Here is an 18,694-nt window from a genome sequence, read left to right as displayed (position 1 = left end):
GGCCTGAGCGGCGCCCCCCGTCGGCTCATATGACCGTTATGCAACACCGTCATGCGAGGCGGCAAGCATTCTTGCCGGTGGACAGCCAGGGCCGTGCGCGGCAAGAATGCCCCGCGCTACGCCGCCGCGATCCGTTGAACAAAATCCAGAAAAGCCCGCACTTTTGCCGGCGGCATGTGGCGTGACGGATGATAGGCGTAAAGCGGAAACTGTTCGTCGGACCATTCCGCCAGGATCGTCGTGAGCGCCCCGCTCTCAAGCCACTCGTCGAGGCCGATGGCAAGGCTCTGGAATATGCCTTGCCCCGCGAGACCGGCCGCGACGGCAGCGGAGGGATCGTCCATGACCAACCGCCCCGACGCCTTGATCTCGATGGTCCCGCTATCCCCTTGGAACTCCCAGGTGAACGGCCGCCCGGTCTGCGGGTCGCGAAATAGGATGCAATCGTGGTGCATCAGGTCGTGGGGCGTGGCTGGAATGCCGTGACGGTCGAGATAGCTTGGGGCGGCACAGGTCAGCACCGGTACGTCCAGCAGCTTGCGCGCGATCAGCGAGGATTCGTCCGGCGGACCGAAGCGCACGGCGACATCCGCGCCGCTCATCATCTCTTCGCGATAGTTGCTGGTGGTTAGATCGAGCGACAGTGCGGGGTAGCGTGCCAGGAATTCACCGATCCTCGGCGCCAGCACCATTCGCGCGAACCAGGGATCGATCGAAACCCTGAGCCGTCCGCCGACGAATGCCGCCGAACCGGCGGCTTCGGAGGCCGCCTCCTCCAGTCCGGCCAGCAGCGGCATTATCCGGGCATGGAAGCGGGCGCCCTCCTCCGTCAGCGTGACCTCGCGCGGATTGCGGTCGAACAACCTGACACCGACGCGTTGTTCGAGCCTCGCCACCGCACGACTGACCCCCGATGGCGTGAGACCGAGAACATCCGCGGCCCGCACGAAATTGCCCGCTTCCATCACCGCCCCGAAAACGCCGACCCCGGTCAACAACCGCGTGTCGAAACTCATGCCCTCTCTCCTTTGCAAGGTCGGTGATCGCAACCGTCCCATATGAGTGATTTTGAGTCATCTTATCTTTGATTTTATTGCGCGTGAATCATCGCATCGCTTCCCATAGATGATTTTTGAGCGCCCGGACGGCGCAGCGGCACACCGGACCGCGGAAGTCTCCGGCCTTGCGAGAAGGAATTCATCCATGAATGCGATCTCACGCAGAAGCCTGTTGGCGCGTGGCGGCCTTTTGCTGGCGGCGGGCGCCGCCGCCGTGAACACGCCGGTCCACGCACTGGCGGCCAACCCGCAAGCGCGGTCCGGCAACTTCAAGTCCATCGACATGGCCATGGAAGAGGCGGTGCGGGACGGTACCGTCGCCGGCGTCGTTGCCACCGCGGCAGGACCAGACAGCATGATCTATGAAGGAACCTTCGGAAAGGCCAATACCGTCACCGGAGCAATGATGCGCCCCGATACGGTATTCTGGCTGTTGTCCATGACGAAGGCCTTCACCGCTACCGCCTGCATGCAGCTAATTGAGCAGGGCAGGATCGATCCCGAGGACGATGCGGCGAAATATCTGCCGGAACTCGCCAATCCGATGGTGTTGGAGGGTTTCGACGGCGACGGCCAGCCGCGCCTGCGTCCGGCCAAGCGAGCCATCAAGGTGCGTCACCTGCTCACACACACCTCCGGCTATACCTATTCGATCTGGAGCGATGCACTAACCCGCTACGAGAACGTCACCGGCATGCCGGACATCGCCACGTGCAAGAACGGCGCCTTCCTGGCACCGCTCGAATTCGACCCCGGCGAACGCTGGCAATACGGCATCAGCATGGACTGGGTCGGAAAGCTGGTGGAAGCGGTCAGCGACCAGTCACTGGAAGTCTATTTCCGCGAGAACATCTTCGCCCCGCTCGGCATGACCGATTCAGGCTTCCTGATCGGAAGCACGCAGAAGGCCAGGGTCGCCACCTTCCATAACCGTCGCGAAGACGGCGGCCTGACGCCCGCGCCCTTCGAAATGCCTCAGCGGCCGGAATTCTTCATGGGCGGCGGCGGCGGCTTCAGTACGCCGCGCGACTACATGGCCTTCCTGCGGATGCTGCTGAACGGAGGCACTCATAAAGGCGTACGGGTGCTGAAGCCGGAAACGGTCGCGTCGATGATGCGCAACCAGATCGGCGACCTCGATGTCCAGGCCATGAGGACCGCCCAGCCTGCCTATTCGCAGAGCTTCGACCAGTTTCCCGGCGAGCCCCACAAGTGGGGATATTCGTTCGACATCAACACGCTGCCCGGTCCGAACGGTCGGTCGGCAGGCAGCATTTCCTGGGCCGGCCTGCTCAACTGCTATTTCTGGCTCGACCCTGTCAGGAAGGTGACCGGAGCTATCTTCACCCAGCTTCTGCCCTTCTACGACCAAAAGGTCGTGAAGCTCTACGGCACATTCGAGCGCGGCCTCTACGACAGCCTCGCCTGATCAATTCACGACCTCAACACCAGGAGACATACCATGTATGCGATTACAGGAATTACTGGCAAGGTCGGCGGCGCGCTGGCGAAAGCCCTGATCGATGCCGGAGAACCGGTCCGTGCGGTGCTGCGCGACCCCGCCAAGGCGGAAATCTGGCGCAAGCGAGGTTGCGAAATCGCCTTTGCCGAGATGGACGCCGCCGCGCAGCTTGCTGCCGCCTTCAACGGCGCCACTGGCGTTTTCATCCTGCCGCCGTCGGAATTCGACCCGGCGCCCGGCTATCCGGAAGCGGCGAAACAGAATGAGGTGCTGACGACCGCTCTCCTTGCTGCCCGCCCGGAAAGGGTCGTCTGCCTCTCCACCATCGGCGCCGACGCGGAAGTGGACAATCTGTTGAGCCAGCGGACGATGCTGGAACAAGCCCTCGGCGAGCTCGATCTTCCCGTCACCTTCCTGCGGCCCGGCTGGTTCATGGAAAATGCGGCCTGGGACGTCGCGCCGGCCCGCGATGAAGGCGTGCTGCATAGCTTCCTCCAGCCTGCCGACAAGACCTTCGCCATGGTGGCGACGCAGGATATCGGCCGGCTTGCCGCAGATCTGATCCGCGAGGAGTGGACCGGCAAGCGGGTCGTGGAACTGGAAGGCCCCGCACGGGTCTCGCCCAACGATCTCGCCAATGCCTTCGCGTCGGTGCTCGGGCACCCGGTGCGGGTGGAGATCGTCCCGCGGGAAAGCTGGGAGGGCCTGTTCCGTGCCCAGGGTACGCGTAACCCACAGCCGCGCATGCGCATGCTCGACGGCTTCAACGAAGGCTGGATCGACTTCAAGGCAGACGGCGAAAACCGTGCCATGGGCACGACATCACTTGAGCAGGTGATCGAAGCGCTGGTCCGGCAGGCGGCCGCGAGCGAGACCGCCTGAGCCCGCCGGTAGAACGGGCGGCGGACGGCTTCTGCCTCTGCCGCGTCCCTCGCAAATTGAAAGGAACGATCATGGAAACGGTTGAAACTCAAGGCGTCGCCATCCCCCGTCTGGGGCTTGGTACATTCCGGATGCCGGGCGATGCCGCCCGATCCGTGGTCGAAAGCGGGCTTGCCCTCGGGTTCCGACATATCGATACGGCAGCCATGTACGACAACGAAGCCGCCGTCGGGACCGCACTCGCCACTTCCGGCTTGAAGCGTGCGGATCTCTTCGTCACCACCAAGGTCTGGCACGACAAGCTTGCCCCCGACGCCCTGCGCCGATCGTTCGATGCCAGCCTCGGCAAGCTTCGTCTCGACCATGTTGATCTCTTTCTGGTCCATTGGCCGTCGGCGAACATGAAGATGGGCGAGACGTTGGAAGCGATCACCAAACTGAAGGAAGAAGGGCTGGCCCGCGCCATAGGCGTCTGCAACTTCAACCTGCCCATGATCCGGCGCGCTGTTGAGGATATCGGCGCCCCCATCGCCGTTCATCAGGTGGAATATCATCCGTTCCTGTCGCAGACGCCGATGCTGGATTATCTTCGTGGCAAGGGTATTCCGATGACCGCCTATGCGCCGCTTGCGCAGGGTCGGGCCGCGAGGGATCCCGTCCTCGCCAGGATCGGTGAAAAGCACAGCGCCACCGCCGCCCAGATCGCCATCGCCTGGCTTCTGGACCAGGAACGAGTCATCGCGATTCCCAAAGCCGCTCACCCCTCGAGCCAGGCAGCCAATCTCGATGCGCTCAACATTCGCCTCGACGATCAGGACCGCGCGGCCATCGCGGCTTTGCCGAAGAACCTACGTTACGTGGACCCGCCCTTTGCTCCAAACTGGGAGGCTGCAACGTCCTGAAACGCAGGTTCGTCAATCCACGGGCTAACCTCAAAGGACACCCTCGATTTAACCGTGCAATCCGTTTGTTGGAACCACGGCTATTGGTTGTTGGAACCACGGCTATTGGAGGCAATGACCGAGATTAGGCGCGTCGGTCCTCATCCTCCGAGTCGAATGTCCTTGGCTCGGCGGCGTCCATCTAACTGCTGACGCCATGCGCCTCGACTGCCGCCATGCGCCTCATCGACGTGTACCGAGAAGCGGCCCGTCCGCCGGATTGCCAACGTACAGTGTGCTGTCGCTTCAGATCGCGCGCGGGCCGCAGGTCCGCGTCGCCCGACGACACTGAAAAGACGGAGCGGAATTTTCGCGCCCGTCGCCCCAGCCTCCATCTTGTCGAATCCGTCCACCCTTAGTGGGAAAGTTCGTTCTTGTAGAAAACCCCACCCTTCATGATCGCCTGGAAGGATTTGCCCTCGTCGCCGAGCAGCGAGATGTCTTTCAGTGGATCGCCGTCTATCACAATCATGTCAGCATAGGCCCCTGCGGCGATGGTGCCGACCTTGCCAGCCATCAAGCACAGTTCGGCCGCGTTGATGGTGGTCGATCGGATGACCTCGATGGGCGGCAGCGCCTCGGCGCGGATATTGAATTCCAGGTTCTGGTGTGGATGTAGAAAGCCGAGATGATCCGAACCGTGGCAAATCTTTACACCGGCCTTGTGCATGATCTCGAGCGATTCCGGGCCACGATCACGCACCCACTGCAGGCGCTCAACGGCGGCAGCGTCGAGTCCGAGCCTTTCAGCCTCGATGATTTGTCCCTCGTATGCGCTGATTGTCGGCGTTGAATAGGCGCCCTTCTCGGCCATGATCGCGGCCGTCGCGGGGGTGATCAGCGTACAGTGCTCGATCGACTTGATCCCGCAGGCCAGCGCCCGCGCGATTGACTCGTCCGAATGTGCGTGCACGCAGACGTAGGTCTTGGCGTTCTCCGCTTCTTCCTGGAAGGCGCGAAGCTCATCCATCGAATAGGCATTCCATGAGCGTGGCATCCGCAGCTGCGCCGCGCCGCCGCCGGCCATCACCTTGATGAACTGAGCGCCTTTGCGTATCTCCTCGCGCGCCGCGCGGCGACACTCATCAACGCCGTCGACGATCTTCGACACGTTGCCGAGTTGATTGTTGAAGGTCTCAGCCGAGATCAGTTCGCCGCGCTCGCGCGGATCGGTATGGCCGCCGGACTGGACAAAAGCCTTGCCGCACATGGTCAACCTGGGTCCGTCGATCAGACCGCTTTCAAGCGCGTATTTGAAGCCCAGCGTCGCCCCACCGACGTCGCGGACTGTCGTGAAGCCGCGCAACAGCATGCCCTTGACGATCTTGGCCGCGTGCAGCGCCACCAGTTCGTTGGGCATACGTGAGCTGGCGGACGGATCTTCAGCGGCCGAATAAACGTGGACGTGGCAATCGATCAAGCCGGGCATCAGCGTCTTGCCCTTCAGGTCGATCATGATCGCGTTGGCGTCCTTAATCGGCTTGTCGGAAACTTCGTCAATCATGCCTTCCGACACCCGTATATGACGGTCATACTCCCCGTCGTCCGAGGAACCATCAAGCACGCGCGCGTTCTCGAAGACAAATGAAGGCATGGGAATCTCCTCTTCAATCATTCCTGTTAATAGGTCGCACGTCCGCCCGACAGGTCGAAGACCGCTCCGGTGGTGAAGGAATTCTCCTGCGTCGCCAGCCAGCAGATCATGGACGCTGCCTCCTCCAGTTCGAGCATGCGCCCGCGTGGGATCTTGCCAAGGATATAGGCTATATGTTCGGGCGCCTGGGCCATCGCGCCCGGTGTCTTGGCGACGGCCGGCGTCACGCAGTTGACGGCGATGTTGCGATCGGCCAACTCCTTACCAAGCGACTTGGTTAGCGCGATCACGCCGGCTTTCATTGACGAATAGGCGACCGCATTGGGATTGCCTTCCTTGCCGGCGACAGAGCTGATGTTGACGATGCGTCCGTAACCCTTCTCCATCATGTGCGGCACGATCGTGCGGCAGCAGTGGAAAGTTCCGTTGAGGCCGACCTGGACCACCTCTGCGAAGGCTTCCGGCGGGTACTCCCAAGTCGGCATGTTAGGGCCGACAAGGGCGGCATTGTTAATCAGGATGTCGACCTTGCCGTAGCGCCCGAGCGTCGCCTTTGTCGCCGCTTCCACTGAGGCGAGCACGCCGATATCGGCTGTCCGGCAGTATACGCGGTCGGCGTCCGCGAGCTTGTCGGCGCAGGCCCTTAGAACTGTTTCGTCGCGGTCCCAGATGGCAACGCTAGCGCCCGATTCGAGCATACGCTTGACCACCGCAAACCCGATACCTTGAGCGCCGCCCGTGATGACCGCGGTGCGGCCTTCGAGATCATATTGATTCATGTATGGACGGATCCTGACCTTTCCGTTGGTGCCCGCTTCGCCGCACGTGGGCAATTTCATTTTGTGTTTTCTGCCAAACGGGAATACGACCTTATTGGAGACATGGTGGGCAGCGCGAAGACTTGATTGGGAACGCGTGCGTCGTGATCCGCGATGCGCCCCAGCGCGACCGAACCATTCGCGATTGTCGGTCCATCCTTGGATCGTGGTCGGGCAACCTAAGCGTGGAGCTTTGTAACGAGTGCGTTTCGACCTGTTGTCACTGGAATTGTTCGTCGCAGTCTGTGAGGAGCAAAGCATTGCCAAGGCCGCCGACCGCGAGCACATAGCTGCATCTGCAATCAGCAAGCGCATTTCCGATCTCGAGGCCAGGCTCAAGACACCGCTGTTCTTGCGTGGTTCCAAGGGGTTGGAACTCACCGCGGCCGCCAATTCCCTGCTGTACCACGCCCGCGTGGTCATGCGCGACCTGCGCCAGATGGAATCCGAGCTGTCCAATCATGCCAGCGGCGTGCGCGGCCACGTCCGCGTCTATGCCAGCGTTTCCACCATCATCCAACACCTTCCGCGTGACCTGCGCGAGTTCCTCGCCCTACACGACGCCGTGCGCATTGACCTGCAGGAAGGGACCAGCCAGCAGGCGCTCGAGGCGGTGGCGGAGAACGCCGCCGATATCGGCGTCTTCGGCGGCGTTGTGCCGCGCCAAGGCTTGAAGATCATCCCCTACCGTGTCGACCGCATTGTCGCACTCGTTCACAAGGACCACCCGCTGGCGGACCGCACGATCGTCAAGTTTGCTGAATTCACCGATTTCGATCTAATCGGGCCGATGAAGGGATCCTTCCTCGACTCTCTTGTGCTACGCGCTGCTTCCGACCTCGCCCGCTCGTTGCGGATGCCGGTCCGCGTGAACGGTTTCGAGACCGTATTCAGCATGGTTGAAGCCGGACTGGGGATCGGCCTGGTCCCGGAGAAATGCGCCGAGCGCTATGTGACCAGCGGCAACACCGTCGCCATCGTCCTTGACGAACCCTGGGCCGAGCGCCAGTGGAACCTTTGCGTGCAGGCAAGCCAGACCATGCCGCCGCCCGTGCGCCTGCTGCTCAACCATCTCACCAACAGCGAAACCCGATAAGGCCGCTTGATTTCGCCAGCCGTCCTCGTCGGCGCGGTCCGCCCGCGACCGCCGACGCGCGTTCGCCTATGGCGATGGGCTGTTTCCGAAGGACGACTTCGAGGATGCACGCGACACTCCTATAAGACACCCGAAAGGGCGCGCGCCGTGGTGGTTTGCGCTCCTGTGAAATCCATCTGGAGGAATAGGACGTGAAAATCGCGGTACTTCCCGGCGACGGCATCGGCAAGGAGGTGACCGCTGAGGCGGTCAAAGTGTTGCGCGCACTTGCCGGCGCTGGACTCGCCTTCGAGATGACCGAAGCCATCATCGGCGACGAAGGCATTCAGACCGTCGGCGATGCGTTGCCGGCGAAAACGCTTGAGCTCTGCCGTGCGGTTGACGCTATCCTGCTTGGCGGTACCGGTGTGCCCGCCGACGAGCACCGCCCACCATCCGAGGGCGCTGGAAACGGGCTGTTGCGGCTTCGCCGGGCGCTGTCGCTCTATGCCAATTTTCGTCCGGTGCTGCTCTATCCCGAATTGCTCGACGCATCGACGCTGAAGCCGGAGGTGGTCGAAGGCGTCGATATGCTGATCCTGCGGGAGTTGAATGGTGACCTGTATTTCGGTGAGCCGCGCGGCATCTCGGTCAACGCGGCCGGCGAGCGCGAAGGCATCAACACAATGCGCTACACCGAGAGCGAGATAGAGCGCATCGCCCATGTAGGCTTCAAGGCGGCGCAAAAACGCGGCAGGAAGCTGTGCTCTGTCGACAAGTCGAACGTGCTGGAGACAATGATGTTGTGGCGCGAGGTGGTGACCCGCGTCGGCAAGGACTATACGGATGTGGAACTGACCCATCTCTATGTCGACGCAGCCTCCATGGCGCTGATCCGCAATCCCAGGCAGTTTGACGTCATCGTCACCGGAAATGTCTTCGGTGACATCCTCTCCGATGCCGCAGCGATGTTGGCCGGTTCAATCGGCATGCTGCCGTCGGCCTCGTTGGGCATCGGAAACAAGGGGCTCTACGAACCTGTCCACGGCACCGCACCCGACATTGCGGGCCGCAATATTGCCAATCCGCTGGCAGCGATTCTGTCGGTAGCGCTGATGCTGCGCTATTCCTTCTCGCTGGAACATGAGGCCGCGCGCGTCGAGGCTGCGGTCCGCTCGGTGCTTGCAGCTGGCTACCGAACCGCCGACATTATGCGGCCCGGCTGCCGCAGGGTCTCCACCAGCGAGATGGGTGACGCCGTTGTAGCGGTTCTCGTCGCCGGAACCAGCAGGCAGGCCGTCGGCTGATCGGTCCGATACGTCGCAAGCTCCCAGAAAGGAGAGTCCTTCTCCTGCCCGGGCGTCTTCAATCCAGGTCTGACGCTCGACTGAAATCCCGGGCAGGCGCAAAAGGAGTACGACACGCGATGAAATTGCTACGCTATGGCGAGCCGGGTGCGGAAAAGCCTGGCATTCTCGACCGCAAGGGCCTCATTCGTAGCCTGTCTGGCCATGTCTGCGATATTGCCGGCGAGACGCTGTGTCCCATTGGTCTCGACGCGCTCCGTGCGATCGATATCGCCAGTCTCCCGGTCGTCGATGGCAATCCACGCATCGGCCCTTGCGTCGCCGGGACCGGCAAATTCATCTGCATCGGGCTGAATTATTCCGACCATGCCGAGGAAACCGGCGCCACGGTGCCGTCCGAGCCGATTATCTTCATGAAGGCAACTTCGGCGATCACCGGTCCATACGACCGGGTCGAAATCCCACGCGGTTCCGAAAAGACCGACTGGGAGGTCGAACTCGGCGTCGTTATCGGCAAGACCGCGAAATACGTCTCGGAGGACGAGGCGATGGACCATGTCGCTGGCTATTGTGTCGTCAACGACTTATCCGAGCGCGCCTTCCAGGCCGAACGACAAGGTCAGTGGACCAAGGGCAAGTCGGCCGACACCTTCGGCCCGCTCGGCCCCTGGCTGGTCACCGCGGACGAGGTGTCCGATCCACAGGCGCTGAAGATGCACCTCGAGGTCAATGGCAAAGCCTTCCAGAACGGCTCGACAGCGACCATGGTCTACGGCGTGCGGCACTTGGTATCCTATCTGTCGCAGTTCATGAGCCTGCGCCCCGGCGATATCATTTCCACCGGCACTCCGCCCGGCGTCGGCCTCGGTCAGAAGCCGAATATCTTTCTCAAGGCTGGCGATGTCATTACCTTGGGCATCGAGGGTCTTGGCGAACAGCGCCAGCAATGCATCCAGGCGTAGCGATCGGATGCTCCATGACCGTCGACCCGACGCCTTTGACGTGGGTGGCAGCGATTAAATCCTCGAAGGCTGACGATTTCCGTTCGCCATCCCGGTTAGGGCCTTCACATCGCCCATCAATGTTGGCATCTGACATTTCTAGACCCGCCGGAGCAGGCATGCATTTCAATTTTTCCGACCTCAAGCCCATTGAGCGATACAAGCTCCTGTCCTCCACCATCACGCCCCGCCCTATAGCTTGGGTTTCCACCATCAGCGAAGCCGGTCAGCGCAACGCCGCGCCGTTCTCCTTCTTCAATGTTTTCGGCGAGGATCCGCCGGTTGTCGGATTCTCGATCAACGACCGCAGTCCCGGCGACCGGAAGGACACAGGCCGTAACATCCGCGCCACCGGCGAGTTCGTCGTCAACCTGGTCGACGAAGATCGGCTGAAGGTGATGAACGTCACGGCCACCGAATACGGCCCGGCCGTCGACGAGTTCACCGTCTCCGGGCTGAGCTCGCAGGCCTCGCTTTCGATCGGCGCGCCGCGCATCGCAGAAAGCCCGGTGTCCTTCGAGTGCAAGCTGATGCAAATCGTCGAGCTGGGGTCAAACCGTTCGCTTATCCTCGGCCTTGTGCAAGTCATGCATATCCGCAACGACCTGCTCATCAATCCGGAACGCTTCCATGTCGATACGGCGAAGATGCGCGTCGTCGGGCGGATGCAGGGTAACAGCTACATTGTCTGCGACGACATTTTCGAGATGGCACGCCTTCAGCCATAAGCCGGATTGCGGGAATGGAAGCGGCGCTTCCTTCACGGTGTTCGGCGCTCGTCGAGCGGCTGTCAGGGCGGCGGAGCGAGAGCGACCCTATGGAGTTTTGGCGTGTAACCGAGGCAAGTCGTTCGAGCCATGGATGACCCTAGCTGTGTCCCGATAGCGTCGCTTTCTGTAGCGGTTGTGGCTCAAACAGCAGCGAACACGATCGCTGCCAGCGTCGCAGAGAACGGTGCATCCGCGACTGCGTGGTCTCCAAGCGCAGCCGACAATAACGCCATTTGTCCCTTTCGTATCAGTCGGCGACAGCCCCGAGACTGAGCCATGGCGTCGCTTGCGCCGACGCTTTCTCATGATCTTTGATCGCCGGCAGTTCCGCCAGAGTGTCGTCGATGAAATCATTGCCCTTCAGCAGCCGCTCCCGGTCGGAATCGACAATCAAGAACGGCACTGTGCCAAGCCGCAGGTGGCTGAGCTCGCGCCTTTCCAGGTCCACCGTGAAGCGCGCTTCCTGCGGATTCGCCGCCGCGCGCAGGCACTCTGCCAGCACGTCCTCGCTGACGGTCGCAGGAATGATGCCGTTGTTGATGCAGTTCGCCTTGAATATATCGGCGAACATGGAGGAGATCAGGCAGCGTATGCCGAATGATTTCAGTGCCCAGGGCGCGTGCTCGCGCGACGAACCGGAGCCGAAATTACGCCCCGCGATGATGATCGTCGCCTCGTCATAGGGCTGCTTGTTGAGGATAAAGTCCGGATCTGGTGTGCCGTCTGGTCTGTAGCGCAGGCTGTGAAACAGGAACGGTGCCATCGCGTTGCGATCCGGCTTGCGCAGGAACTGCTGGGGATAGATCAGGTCTGTGTTGATGTCGGACATCGGAAAGGGCGCGGCGATGCCGCTGTGTCCGGAGATCGGTTCCATATTCGCCTCAGATCAGTTCGCGCACGTCTGTCAAATGGCCGGTGATCGCCGCTGCCGCGGCCATGGCGGGGCTCATCAGATGCGTACGCGCACCGCGCCCCTGTCGCCCTTCGAAATTCCGGTTCGATGTCGATGCGCATCGTTCGCCAGGTTTCAGCCGCTCGCCATTCATCGCCAGGCACATCGAGCAGCCCGGCTCACGCCAGTCGAAGCCGGCCTCGATGAAGATCTGGTCGAGTCCCTCCTGCTCAGCCTGGTCCTTGACCGGCCCCGAACCAGGCACAATCCAGGCGGTCGTACCGTCGGCGACCTTGCGCCCCCGCACCACTGCGGCCGCGGCCCGCAAATCCTCGATGCGGCCATTGGTGCACGAGCCGATGAAGACGTGATCAACGTGGATGTCGGTCAGCGCCTGTCCGGGCTGCAGGCCCATGTAGTCGAGTGCGCCTTGGATACTGGTGCGCTCGCTCTCGTTGTCGCAGGATGAAGGGTTTGGCACCCTGCCTACGATCGGCAGCGATTGGCCGGGATTGGTGCCCCAGGTGACGAAGGGCACTACGTCGGATCCGGCGATTTCGACATCCGCGTCGAAGAACGCATCCGGATCTGACTTCAGCGAGCGCCACGAATCCACTGCCCGGCCCCACATTTCGTCCTTCGGCGAGTATTTGCGTCCTTCCAGATAGGCGATGGTCTTCTCGTCGGGCGCCACCATGCCGGCGCGCGCGCCGCCCTCGATCGACATGTTGCACAGCGTCATGCGCTGTTCCATGGTCAGCGCCCGAACCGCCTCTCCCTGGTATTCGATGACGTGGCCGGTACCACCTGCCACGCCGATCGTATGCAGAATCGAAAGGATTAGGTCTTTCGCCGTTGCGCCGGAGGGCAGTTCGCCCTTCACGTTGACACGCATCGACTTGGACTTGCGCTGCACGATGGTCTGCGTCGTCAGCACGTGCTCGACCTCGGAGATGCCGATGCCAAAGGCGAGTGCCCCGAATGCGCCATGGGTGGAGGTGTGGCTGTCACCGCACACCAGCAGCGCGCCGGGCAGCACAAAGCCGAGTTCAGGCCCGATCACGTGGACGATACCCTGCCGACGGTTGCCGACCGAATAGACGTCGATACCGGCCTGCCCGCAGTAGGCCTCAATGTCCTGGACCATCTTGCGGGCGTCCTCGTCCTCATAGGCGATCCCGTTGACGCGGGGCGTCGTGGGAACGACGTGGTCGGCCACGCCGATCGTCAGATCGGGACGGTGCACCTTGCGCCCGCGCGCACTTAGCCCCGAAAATGCGTAAGTCGCGACACCTTCATGAACCAGATGGCGGTCGACAAAGAGAATGGCCCTGTTGTCGCCCAGTGGCTTGACGACATGGGCATCCCAGATTTTTTCATACAGCGTCTTCGCCATGGTGACCTCTTCGCGGCGGCGCCTGATTGCATCTGCCGAGGACACTCGCTGAACGGAGCATGCGACTGGACACCAGGCGCTCGTCGTCGGCGAAATCCACAGAGGTATCAGGCCGCCTGCAATCTAGGAGTTAGCCCACACGCCTTGAAGGCTCATTTCGACATGGCTCCGTCGCGAACGACGATGCGGATCACGCCACGGTCCAGTTGCTTCTGCCCGCCGCATCTTCAAAATCAGCGGAGCGGCTGGACAGTTCTGCCTCCCAGCCCTGTCAGGCGTTGATCGGCATTCCCAAGCCGACACCTAAAACGGTCGGTCACGAAGGCTCCGATCCCGGCACGCCTTCCTACACGCAACGAGAAGTAGGAGAATTGTCAGACACCAAGATAGTCGAGCAGACTTTGTTCCTCATCAGCCATCTGGAGATTCGTCAATTCCTTTACGATCTTCCCGTTCTCGATCATGTAGTATCTGTCCGTAACCTCAGCCGCAAACTGAAGATTCTGTTCGACCAATAGAATTGTCAGACCGGTCGACTTGATATCATTAATGATCGCACCGATTGCATCGACAACTACAGGAGCCAAGCCCTCGGTTGGCTCATCAAGCAGGAGGAACGACGCTCCCATATAGAGCGGACGCGCGATCGCCAGCATCTGCTTCTCTCCGCCAGACAGAGACGCTGCCTTTTGCAGGCGCCGTGCCTTGAGAATCGGGAAATGCTGGTAAATCCGTTCAAGTGGCCATCCTGTGGTTTTGTTCGGCCGACCGATGGTCAGATTTTCATGGACGTTCAATGTCGAAAATATGCCGCGGTCCTCAGGGGCAAAGCCCACTCCCATCCTGCAAATGCGCTCGGGCGAAATGTCGATGATTTCCGAGCTGCCAAAACGGATGCTTCCCGTCCGGCGCGGTATGTCACCAATGATGGATTTAAGCAGCGTGGTCTTGCCGGCGCCGTTGCGCCCCACCAGCGTCACGACCTCGCCTGCGTCGACTGACAGGCCGACGCTCTGCAATATATGGCTTTCACCATAATAGGCATCGAGATTTCTTATCTCCAACATACTCAATGGCGTTTTCCCAGGTAGGCTTCGATTACGCGAGGGTCCTTTCGTACGTCGTCATAGCGCCCGCAAGCGAGCAGAGCACCCTGCTGCATGACGATGATTTCGTCGGCGACATCGGCGATGACTCCAAGATTGTGCTCCACAACGATGATCGTGCGCTCGCGGGACAATTGGGCGATTAGGTCAGTTGTGCGTGACACGTCCGCACTCGTCATCCCTGCGGTCGGTTCGTCGAGAAGAAGGATCGCCGGGTGCGCCGCCAAGGAGATCGCGAGTTCCAAGGCCCGTTTGCGGCCATAGGAAAGATCACTGGCCGGCCGCTCGCGCAAAGATGGCGGAATGCCGACCTGATCCAGCAAAGCGTTGGCTTCAGGTCTGTGGTTCTCGTGCCAGCCTGACTTCGCCAGCACTTTGGCGCCCCCATCCGCTCGCCGTTGCACCGACAGGACAACATTGTCCATGACCGCCAGATTGGGAAAAATGCTGGTGATTTGAAAACTTCGCACGATCCCGCGCCGGGCAAACTGTTCGGTGCGCAGCGAAGTCATGTCTTCACCGTTAAACAGCAGACGACCACGCTTGGGCCGATAAAAACCGCTCAAGATATTGAACAGAGTGGTCTTGCCGGCGCCGTTCGGTCCGATGATCCCGTAAACCGGCTTTTTCTCGAACTTCAAGCTGATGTTGTTGATGGCCGTGAAACCGCCAAAGCTCATTGTGACCGACTGCAGTTCAAGGAGCGGCACGTCTGTCGAACCCGCCCCGTAGACGGAGTTACTAACGCCAGGATCAGGCATCGGCCACCTCTCCGGTTGTTGCAATCTGGTTCGGGTTTGCGGCGTAAAGCTCACCCTTTGCCGGCATATCGGGCGACGTGGCGCGATCGACCGAATGATGCACGATCTCGCCGAGTATTCCGCGTCGGAACAACAGTACGACGGCCACGAACAGAAGGCCGAGGAACAGGCTGCCATTGTCCGTGATTGACGACAACGTATTGCGCATGAGCAAAACGATGCCACTGCCTAGAAATGGGCCGAAGATGGTACCGGCGCCGCCAAGCAGCGTCATCATGATAGGCTCTCCAGAAGCGCGCCATGAGACCATTTCAAGGGTAACAAACTGATGGTTAAGGGCATAGAGAGCGCCGCCGATCGAGCACACCACCGCCGAAAATACATACGCCTTCACACGCAAGCCGTAGACGCTGTAGCCAAGGCTCATCATGCGCTGCTCGTTCTCGCGGGCGCCGAGAAGCGCAAGGCCGTACGGCGACTTTAGAAGTCGAATTACCGTGAAAATCACCAAGGCAGCGGCAGCGAGGCAAACATAATAGAAGATCCGGTCGTCCTTGAGGTCCAAGCCCAGGAGCGTTGGTCGAACCAATCCGTGCAACCCGTCCTCACCGCCCGTGTAGTCGGGAAACTGATTGACGACGAAATAAACGATCGACGCGAATGCAAAGGTGATCATGGAGAAATAGATCCCTTTCTTTCTTGCGACGATGAAGCCAAAAAGAAGACTTACAATCGTGCTCAGGGCGACGCCGCCGAGCAGCGAAAGGAACATTGGAGCCCCGAACTTAACCATCAGGATCCCGGTGACGTAGGCCGACATGCCCCAATAGGCGGCCTGGCCGAACGAGAGGAGTCCGCCGATCGCGAACAACAGATCGAAACCAACCGCAAACAGCCCCCAAAGGATAATGTCGGTCGCAAGGACCGGATAGACCAGCCACGGAAGCAAAAGCGCTGCCGCCAGCGCAATGAGAGCGGTGGGTCGGCTCAAGAACACCCGCCGCGCACGCTCGGTCATCGGTGTATAATGCAGCGCGAAATGCGAAATATCGATGCCTTGGAAAATCCCGCCCGGGCGTATTAGAAGCACGACAAGCATCAGAATGTATATGACTGCGGAGGCCGCCGGCGCATAGAAGATGGCCGCGATAGCCGAGACGAGGCCTGACGCAAAGCCCATGATTGCCGATCCGGCGATCGAGCCCATGCCGCCGGCGACGACCACGGCGAAGACGAAATTGATCATTTCCTCTCCCATGAACGGCGACACGTTGCGCATCGGTGCGGAAAGCGCCCCCGCGAGCCCAGCCAGAGCGGAGGCGAAAAAGAACGTGCCGGACACGAGAAGGGGCACATTGCCGCCGAAGCATTTAAGCAGATCGGGCCGCTCCGATGCCGCCCGGATCAGAGATCCCAGGCGCGTGCGCTCAAGCGCCAAATATGTGCCCAGGCATAGAAACACCGATACCACAACGACGAAGAGGCGATATTTCGGGTATGAGGCGAAGCCGAGGCTGACGGCACCCTTGAGAAGGTCAGGCACCAGGTATGGCGCCGACGTAACGCCGTAAAAAATTCGAACAACGTCTTCGATGATCAGCGAGAGGCCGAAGGTCAAAATCAGGATGTAGGCGAGATCCAAGCCATAAAGTCGGCGGATGAGCAGCCGCTCAATAATCACACCAAGCAGTCCGACCAGAACGGCGGAAATGAGAAAGCCCAGCCAAAGCGAAACACCGAGATGCGATCCCAGAATCACCGCGACGATTGCGCCCAGCATGAACATCGCGCCATGCATGAAATTGACTACGCGCATCATGCCGAAGATGATGCTCATGCCGAGACTCATCAACGCCAGGACACCTCCCGTCACAAGTCCGTTGAAGAGCAAAATTGCATAGTAAGACATTGGCCGGCCTCGGTTGCGTTGCGGATGAACGCCTCCCTCCGTCGGCGATCAGCCGATGGCGGGAGGCATGCTTCTTCCGCTACCAATCGTGCTTGCAGGTGCTTTCTGCTTCCGGGTAGTACGCCTCATCCCCTGGAACCGACCCGACGATGTTAAAAAAGTCGCTGTCGTTCTTGACCTCCGATGCGGGTTTGACCTGGCCAATAAAGGTACGCTTCACCACAAGATGGTCGCGCTTGCGCATGAGCGCGTCCTTGGTGAACATGTCGCTGAAACGCCGACCTTCTAGGGCTTCCGTTACCTTGTCGGGATCGTCCGTCCCGATTTCTTGGACGGCCTTCAGTACTTGATAGACGGCAGAATAGTTGCCCGCGTGTATGTCACCAGGGTAGAAGCTCAGCTTCTCGCGGAAACGCTTTGTGAATTTCCGGGTTTCGTCGTCGAGATCCCAATACCAGATCAGCGCGGCGTTTACGCCGGCCCACGTGTCCGGCCCGAGAGCCTTCACATCAGAAAGATTCAACTGTCCGGGAACAATCTTTATTCCGGCATCCATCAAGCCGAATTCACGGGCCTGCTTAACCGCGTTGCGCAGATCCTGTCCGGATTCAAGGATGCCAATAGCCTCGGCGCCAGCCGCCTGCGCTTTGAGAAGATAGCTTGAGAAATCGTCGTTCGGGAACGGCACCATATCCACCCCAACGACCTCACCACCATTTTGCTTAACGGCACTCGAGAAAGAAGCCAGCAACGACTTTCCGAAGGCAAAGTCGGCTGTGATAAAATACCATTTTTTGGTGCCGTCCTGGGTCATTTTCTTGACCGGCGCGGACATGGCTGAGGTATCGTATCCATAGTGCCAAGTGTATTTGCCGCAGGCTTCATTAGTAAGCGCCATGGTTCCCGGGCTAACGAAGGTCGTCAGAATGTGCCTTTCATTGGCGAGCTTGGCTATGGCGATGGCTGCAGCGGAACTCGACACGTCGGTAATGAGGTTCACGCCCTGAGAGTCTATGATCTCGCGCGCCTTATTGACCGAGAGTGCAGGATCCAGCTTGTTGTCGACGACGATGACATTGATCGGTACGCCGTTGACCTTTCCACCGAAGTCATCAACAGCCATCTTGGCGAATTCAACGTCACCGGGACCCGATGTTTCTGAGTAAACCGAAGAAAGATCGGTCAACATCAGGATATTGAACTGTTTGGCTTTCATCTGGGCATACGCCGGGACGGTACCGGCAAAAGCGATAGCCGTCAGCAGGCCAGCGGCGGCCAATGATTTTATCCGCATTTCAACTCCTCCTCCTCGAAAACAGGCATCCCTAGCCGTGAGCCACTCCAGTGACCGCATCTTATTGTCATTCGATTTTTAGCGGCAACGAAAGCAATGGGAGAAGTCTCATATGGGCAGCACGTCATCGCGTTTGGAGATGCATCACATCGCGCCCATCGCATCGCCATGGTAAACTCCAGAACATCCGCGGGCCAACCTCGAATGATTTCCGCGTGCGCCAAGGTTTTACCGCGTTTCACTGATCGCGGCGCCCCTCTGGTGACCGAGCGACACTAGTAGGCGGAACATTCCTGTATGTTCGCGACGCTTCATCCCATGGGCGCTGCCGAGCACCAGCGCCCTCAATTCAGTATCTTCTTCCTCACCTCGAAAGGGCCCATTACCGAACCTGTCCCGAGCGGCAAAGCAGGTGAGAGGACGGTCTT

General features: G+C 60.3%; 16 protein-coding genes. 7 read left to right on the top strand and 9 right to left on the bottom strand.

Annotation, left to right across the window (positions count from 1 at the left end; translation table 11 throughout):
* Positions 1 to 116 precede the first annotated feature (116 nt).
* Positions 117 to 1,016, bottom strand: coding sequence for a LysR family transcriptional regulator (locus EB231_RS19020; protein WP_172350219.1), 900 nt, complete (start codon positions 1,014 to 1,016; stop codon positions 117 to 119).
* 187 nt (positions 1,017 to 1,203) lie between these two features.
* Here EB231_RS19020 and EB231_RS19015 point away from each other — a divergent pair, with 187 nt between their 5' ends.
* The 3 genes from EB231_RS19015 (at position 1,204) to EB231_RS19005 (ending at position 4,304) form a co-directional block, all read left to right on the top strand.
* Complete coding sequence (locus EB231_RS19015) at positions 1,204 to 2,487, top strand: serine hydrolase domain-containing protein (RefSeq protein WP_172350218.1); 1,284 nt, start codon at positions 1,204 to 1,206, stop codon at positions 2,485 to 2,487.
* Between the two features lie 33 nt (positions 2,488 to 2,520).
* Positions 2,521 to 3,402 carry an NmrA family NAD(P)-binding protein gene (locus EB231_RS19010; protein WP_172350217.1) on the top strand — a complete coding sequence of 294 codons (882 nt, stop codon included), beginning with the start codon at positions 2,521 to 2,523 and terminating at the stop codon, positions 3,400 to 3,402.
* A 71-nt stretch (positions 3,403 to 3,473) separates the two neighbouring features.
* Positions 3,474 to 4,304, top strand: a complete 831-nt coding sequence (locus EB231_RS19005) for an aldo/keto reductase (RefSeq protein WP_172350216.1) — start codon at positions 3,474 to 3,476, stop codon at positions 4,302 to 4,304.
* A gap of 394 nt (positions 4,305 to 4,698) precedes the next feature.
* Here EB231_RS19005 and EB231_RS19000 read toward each other — a convergent pair whose 3' ends face one another.
* The gene (locus EB231_RS19000; protein WP_246740678.1) at positions 4,699 to 5,958 is read right to left on the bottom strand and encodes a metal-dependent hydrolase family protein; all 1,260 of its coding nucleotides are present in this window, start codon (positions 5,956 to 5,958) and stop codon (positions 4,699 to 4,701) included.
* A 5-nt stretch (positions 5,959 to 5,963) separates the two neighbouring features.
* Positions 5,964 to 6,776: an SDR family NAD(P)-dependent oxidoreductase gene (locus EB231_RS18995; RefSeq protein WP_340163183.1), complete on the bottom strand. Its 813-nt coding sequence runs from the start codon at positions 6,774 to 6,776 to the stop codon at positions 5,964 to 5,966.
* 181 nt (positions 6,777 to 6,957) lie between these two features.
* On the opposite strand from EB231_RS18995, the gene EB231_RS18990 reads away from it, so the two are divergent.
* From EB231_RS18990 to EB231_RS18975, 4 genes are all read left to right on the top strand, one after another.
* Positions 6,958 to 7,851: a LysR family transcriptional regulator gene (locus EB231_RS18990; RefSeq protein WP_172350214.1), complete on the top strand. Its 894-nt coding sequence runs from the start codon at positions 6,958 to 6,960 to the stop codon at positions 7,849 to 7,851.
* Positions 7,852 to 8,042: 191 nt separating this feature from the next.
* Entirely contained in the window at positions 8,043 to 9,137 is a 1,095-nt protein-coding gene (gene leuB / locus EB231_RS18985) for a 3-isopropylmalate dehydrogenase (protein WP_172350213.1), read from the top strand.
* A 119-nt stretch (positions 9,138 to 9,256) separates the two neighbouring features.
* Positions 9,257 to 10,099 (top strand): fumarylacetoacetate hydrolase family protein, encoded by an 843-nt coding sequence (locus tag EB231_RS18980; RefSeq protein ID WP_172350212.1) that lies wholly within the window; start codon positions 9,257 to 9,259, stop codon positions 10,097 to 10,099.
* Between the two features lie 14 nt (positions 10,100 to 10,113).
* Entirely contained in the window at positions 10,114 to 10,866 is a 753-nt protein-coding gene (locus EB231_RS18975) for a flavin reductase family protein (RefSeq protein ID WP_206681844.1), read from the top strand.
* A 289-nt stretch (positions 10,867 to 11,155) separates the two neighbouring features.
* Here the strand turns inward: EB231_RS18975 and leuD are convergent, their stop codons facing one another.
* The 6 genes from leuD to EB231_RS18945 form a co-directional block, all read right to left on the bottom strand.
* Positions 11,156 to 11,782, bottom strand: coding sequence for a 3-isopropylmalate dehydratase small subunit (leuD, locus tag EB231_RS18970; protein WP_172350211.1), 627 nt, complete (start codon positions 11,780 to 11,782; stop codon positions 11,156 to 11,158).
* Between the two features lie 7 nt (positions 11,783 to 11,789).
* The gene (leuC, locus tag EB231_RS18965) at positions 11,790 to 13,196 is read right to left on the bottom strand and encodes a 3-isopropylmalate dehydratase large subunit (RefSeq protein WP_172350210.1); all 1,407 of its coding nucleotides are present in this window, start codon (positions 13,194 to 13,196) and stop codon (positions 11,790 to 11,792) included.
* A 374-nt stretch (positions 13,197 to 13,570) separates the two neighbouring features.
* Complete coding sequence (locus EB231_RS18960) at positions 13,571 to 14,263, bottom strand: ABC transporter ATP-binding protein (RefSeq protein ID WP_172352956.1); 693 nt, start codon at positions 14,261 to 14,263, stop codon at positions 13,571 to 13,573.
* Positions 14,264 to 14,265: 2 nt separating this feature from the next.
* Entirely contained in the window at positions 14,266 to 15,063 is a 798-nt protein-coding gene (locus tag EB231_RS18955) for an ABC transporter ATP-binding protein (RefSeq protein WP_172350209.1), read from the bottom strand.
* Positions 15,056 to 16,900 carry an ABC transporter permease gene (locus tag EB231_RS18950; RefSeq protein ID WP_246740677.1) on the bottom strand — a complete coding sequence of 615 codons (1,845 nt, stop codon included), beginning with the start codon at positions 16,898 to 16,900 and terminating at the stop codon, positions 15,056 to 15,058. The genes EB231_RS18955 and EB231_RS18950 overlap by 8 nt, the downstream gene beginning before the upstream one ends.
* Positions 16,901 to 17,051: 151 nt before the next feature.
* Complete coding sequence (locus EB231_RS18945; protein ID WP_172350207.1) at positions 17,052 to 18,266, bottom strand: ABC transporter substrate-binding protein; 1,215 nt, start codon at positions 18,264 to 18,266, stop codon at positions 17,052 to 17,054.
* Between the last annotated feature and the right edge of the window lie 428 nt (positions 18,267 to 18,694).

The sequence above is a fragment of the Mesorhizobium sp. NZP2298 genome (genome assembly GCF_013170825.1).
Lineage (GTDB): Bacteria > Pseudomonadota > Alphaproteobacteria > Rhizobiales > Rhizobiaceae > Mesorhizobium.
The sequence above is the reverse complement of the archived record's forward strand: the minus strand, read 5'-3'. Positions and strand labels throughout refer to the sequence as shown.

Bases quoted from the DNA above. Each gene is read 5' to 3' on its own strand.
- EB231_RS19020 (WP_172350219.1), bottom strand. From the start codon at position 1,016: ATGAGTTTCGACACGCGGTTGTTGACCGGGGTCGGCGTTTTCGGGGCG.
- EB231_RS19015 (WP_172350218.1), top strand. From the start codon at position 1,204: ATGAATGCGATCTCACGCAGAAGCCTGTTGGCGCGTGGCGGCCTTTTG.
- EB231_RS19010 (WP_172350217.1), top strand. From the start codon at position 2,521: ATGTATGCGATTACAGGAATTACTGGCAAGGTCGGCGGCGCGCTGGCG.
- EB231_RS19005 (WP_172350216.1), top strand. From the start codon at position 3,474: ATGGAAACGGTTGAAACTCAAGGCGTCGCCATCCCCCGTCTGGGGCTT.
- EB231_RS19000 (WP_246740678.1), bottom strand. From the start codon at position 5,958: ATGATTGAAGAGGAGATTCCCATGCCTTCATTTGTCTTCGAGAACGCG.
- EB231_RS18995 (WP_340163183.1), bottom strand. From the start codon at position 6,776: ATGAAATTGCCCACGTGCGGCGAAGCGGGCACCAACGGAAAGGTCAGG.
- EB231_RS18980 (WP_172350212.1), top strand. From the start codon at position 9,257: ATGAAATTGCTACGCTATGGCGAGCCGGGTGCGGAAAAGCCTGGCATT.
- EB231_RS18975 (WP_206681844.1), top strand. From the start codon at position 10,114: ATGACCGTCGACCCGACGCCTTTGACGTGGGTGGCAGCGATTAAATCC.
- leuD (WP_172350211.1), bottom strand. From the start codon at position 11,782: ATGGAACCGATCTCCGGACACAGCGGCATCGCCGCGCCCTTTCCGATG.
- leuC (WP_172350210.1), bottom strand. From the start codon at position 13,196: ATGGCGAAGACGCTGTATGAAAAAATCTGGGATGCCCATGTCGTCAAG.
- EB231_RS18960 (WP_172352956.1), bottom strand. From the start codon at position 14,263: ATGTTGGAGATAAGAAATCTCGATGCCTATTATGGTGAAAGCCATATA.
- EB231_RS18955 (WP_172350209.1), bottom strand. From the start codon at position 15,063: ATGCCTGATCCTGGCGTTAGTAACTCCGTCTACGGGGCGGGTTCGACA.
- EB231_RS18950 (WP_246740677.1), bottom strand. From the start codon at position 16,900: ATGAGCATCATCTTCGGCATGATGCGCGTAGTCAATTTCATGCATGGC.
- EB231_RS18945 (WP_172350207.1), bottom strand. From the start codon at position 18,266: ATGCGGATAAAATCATTGGCCGCCGCTGGCCTGCTGACGGCTATCGCT.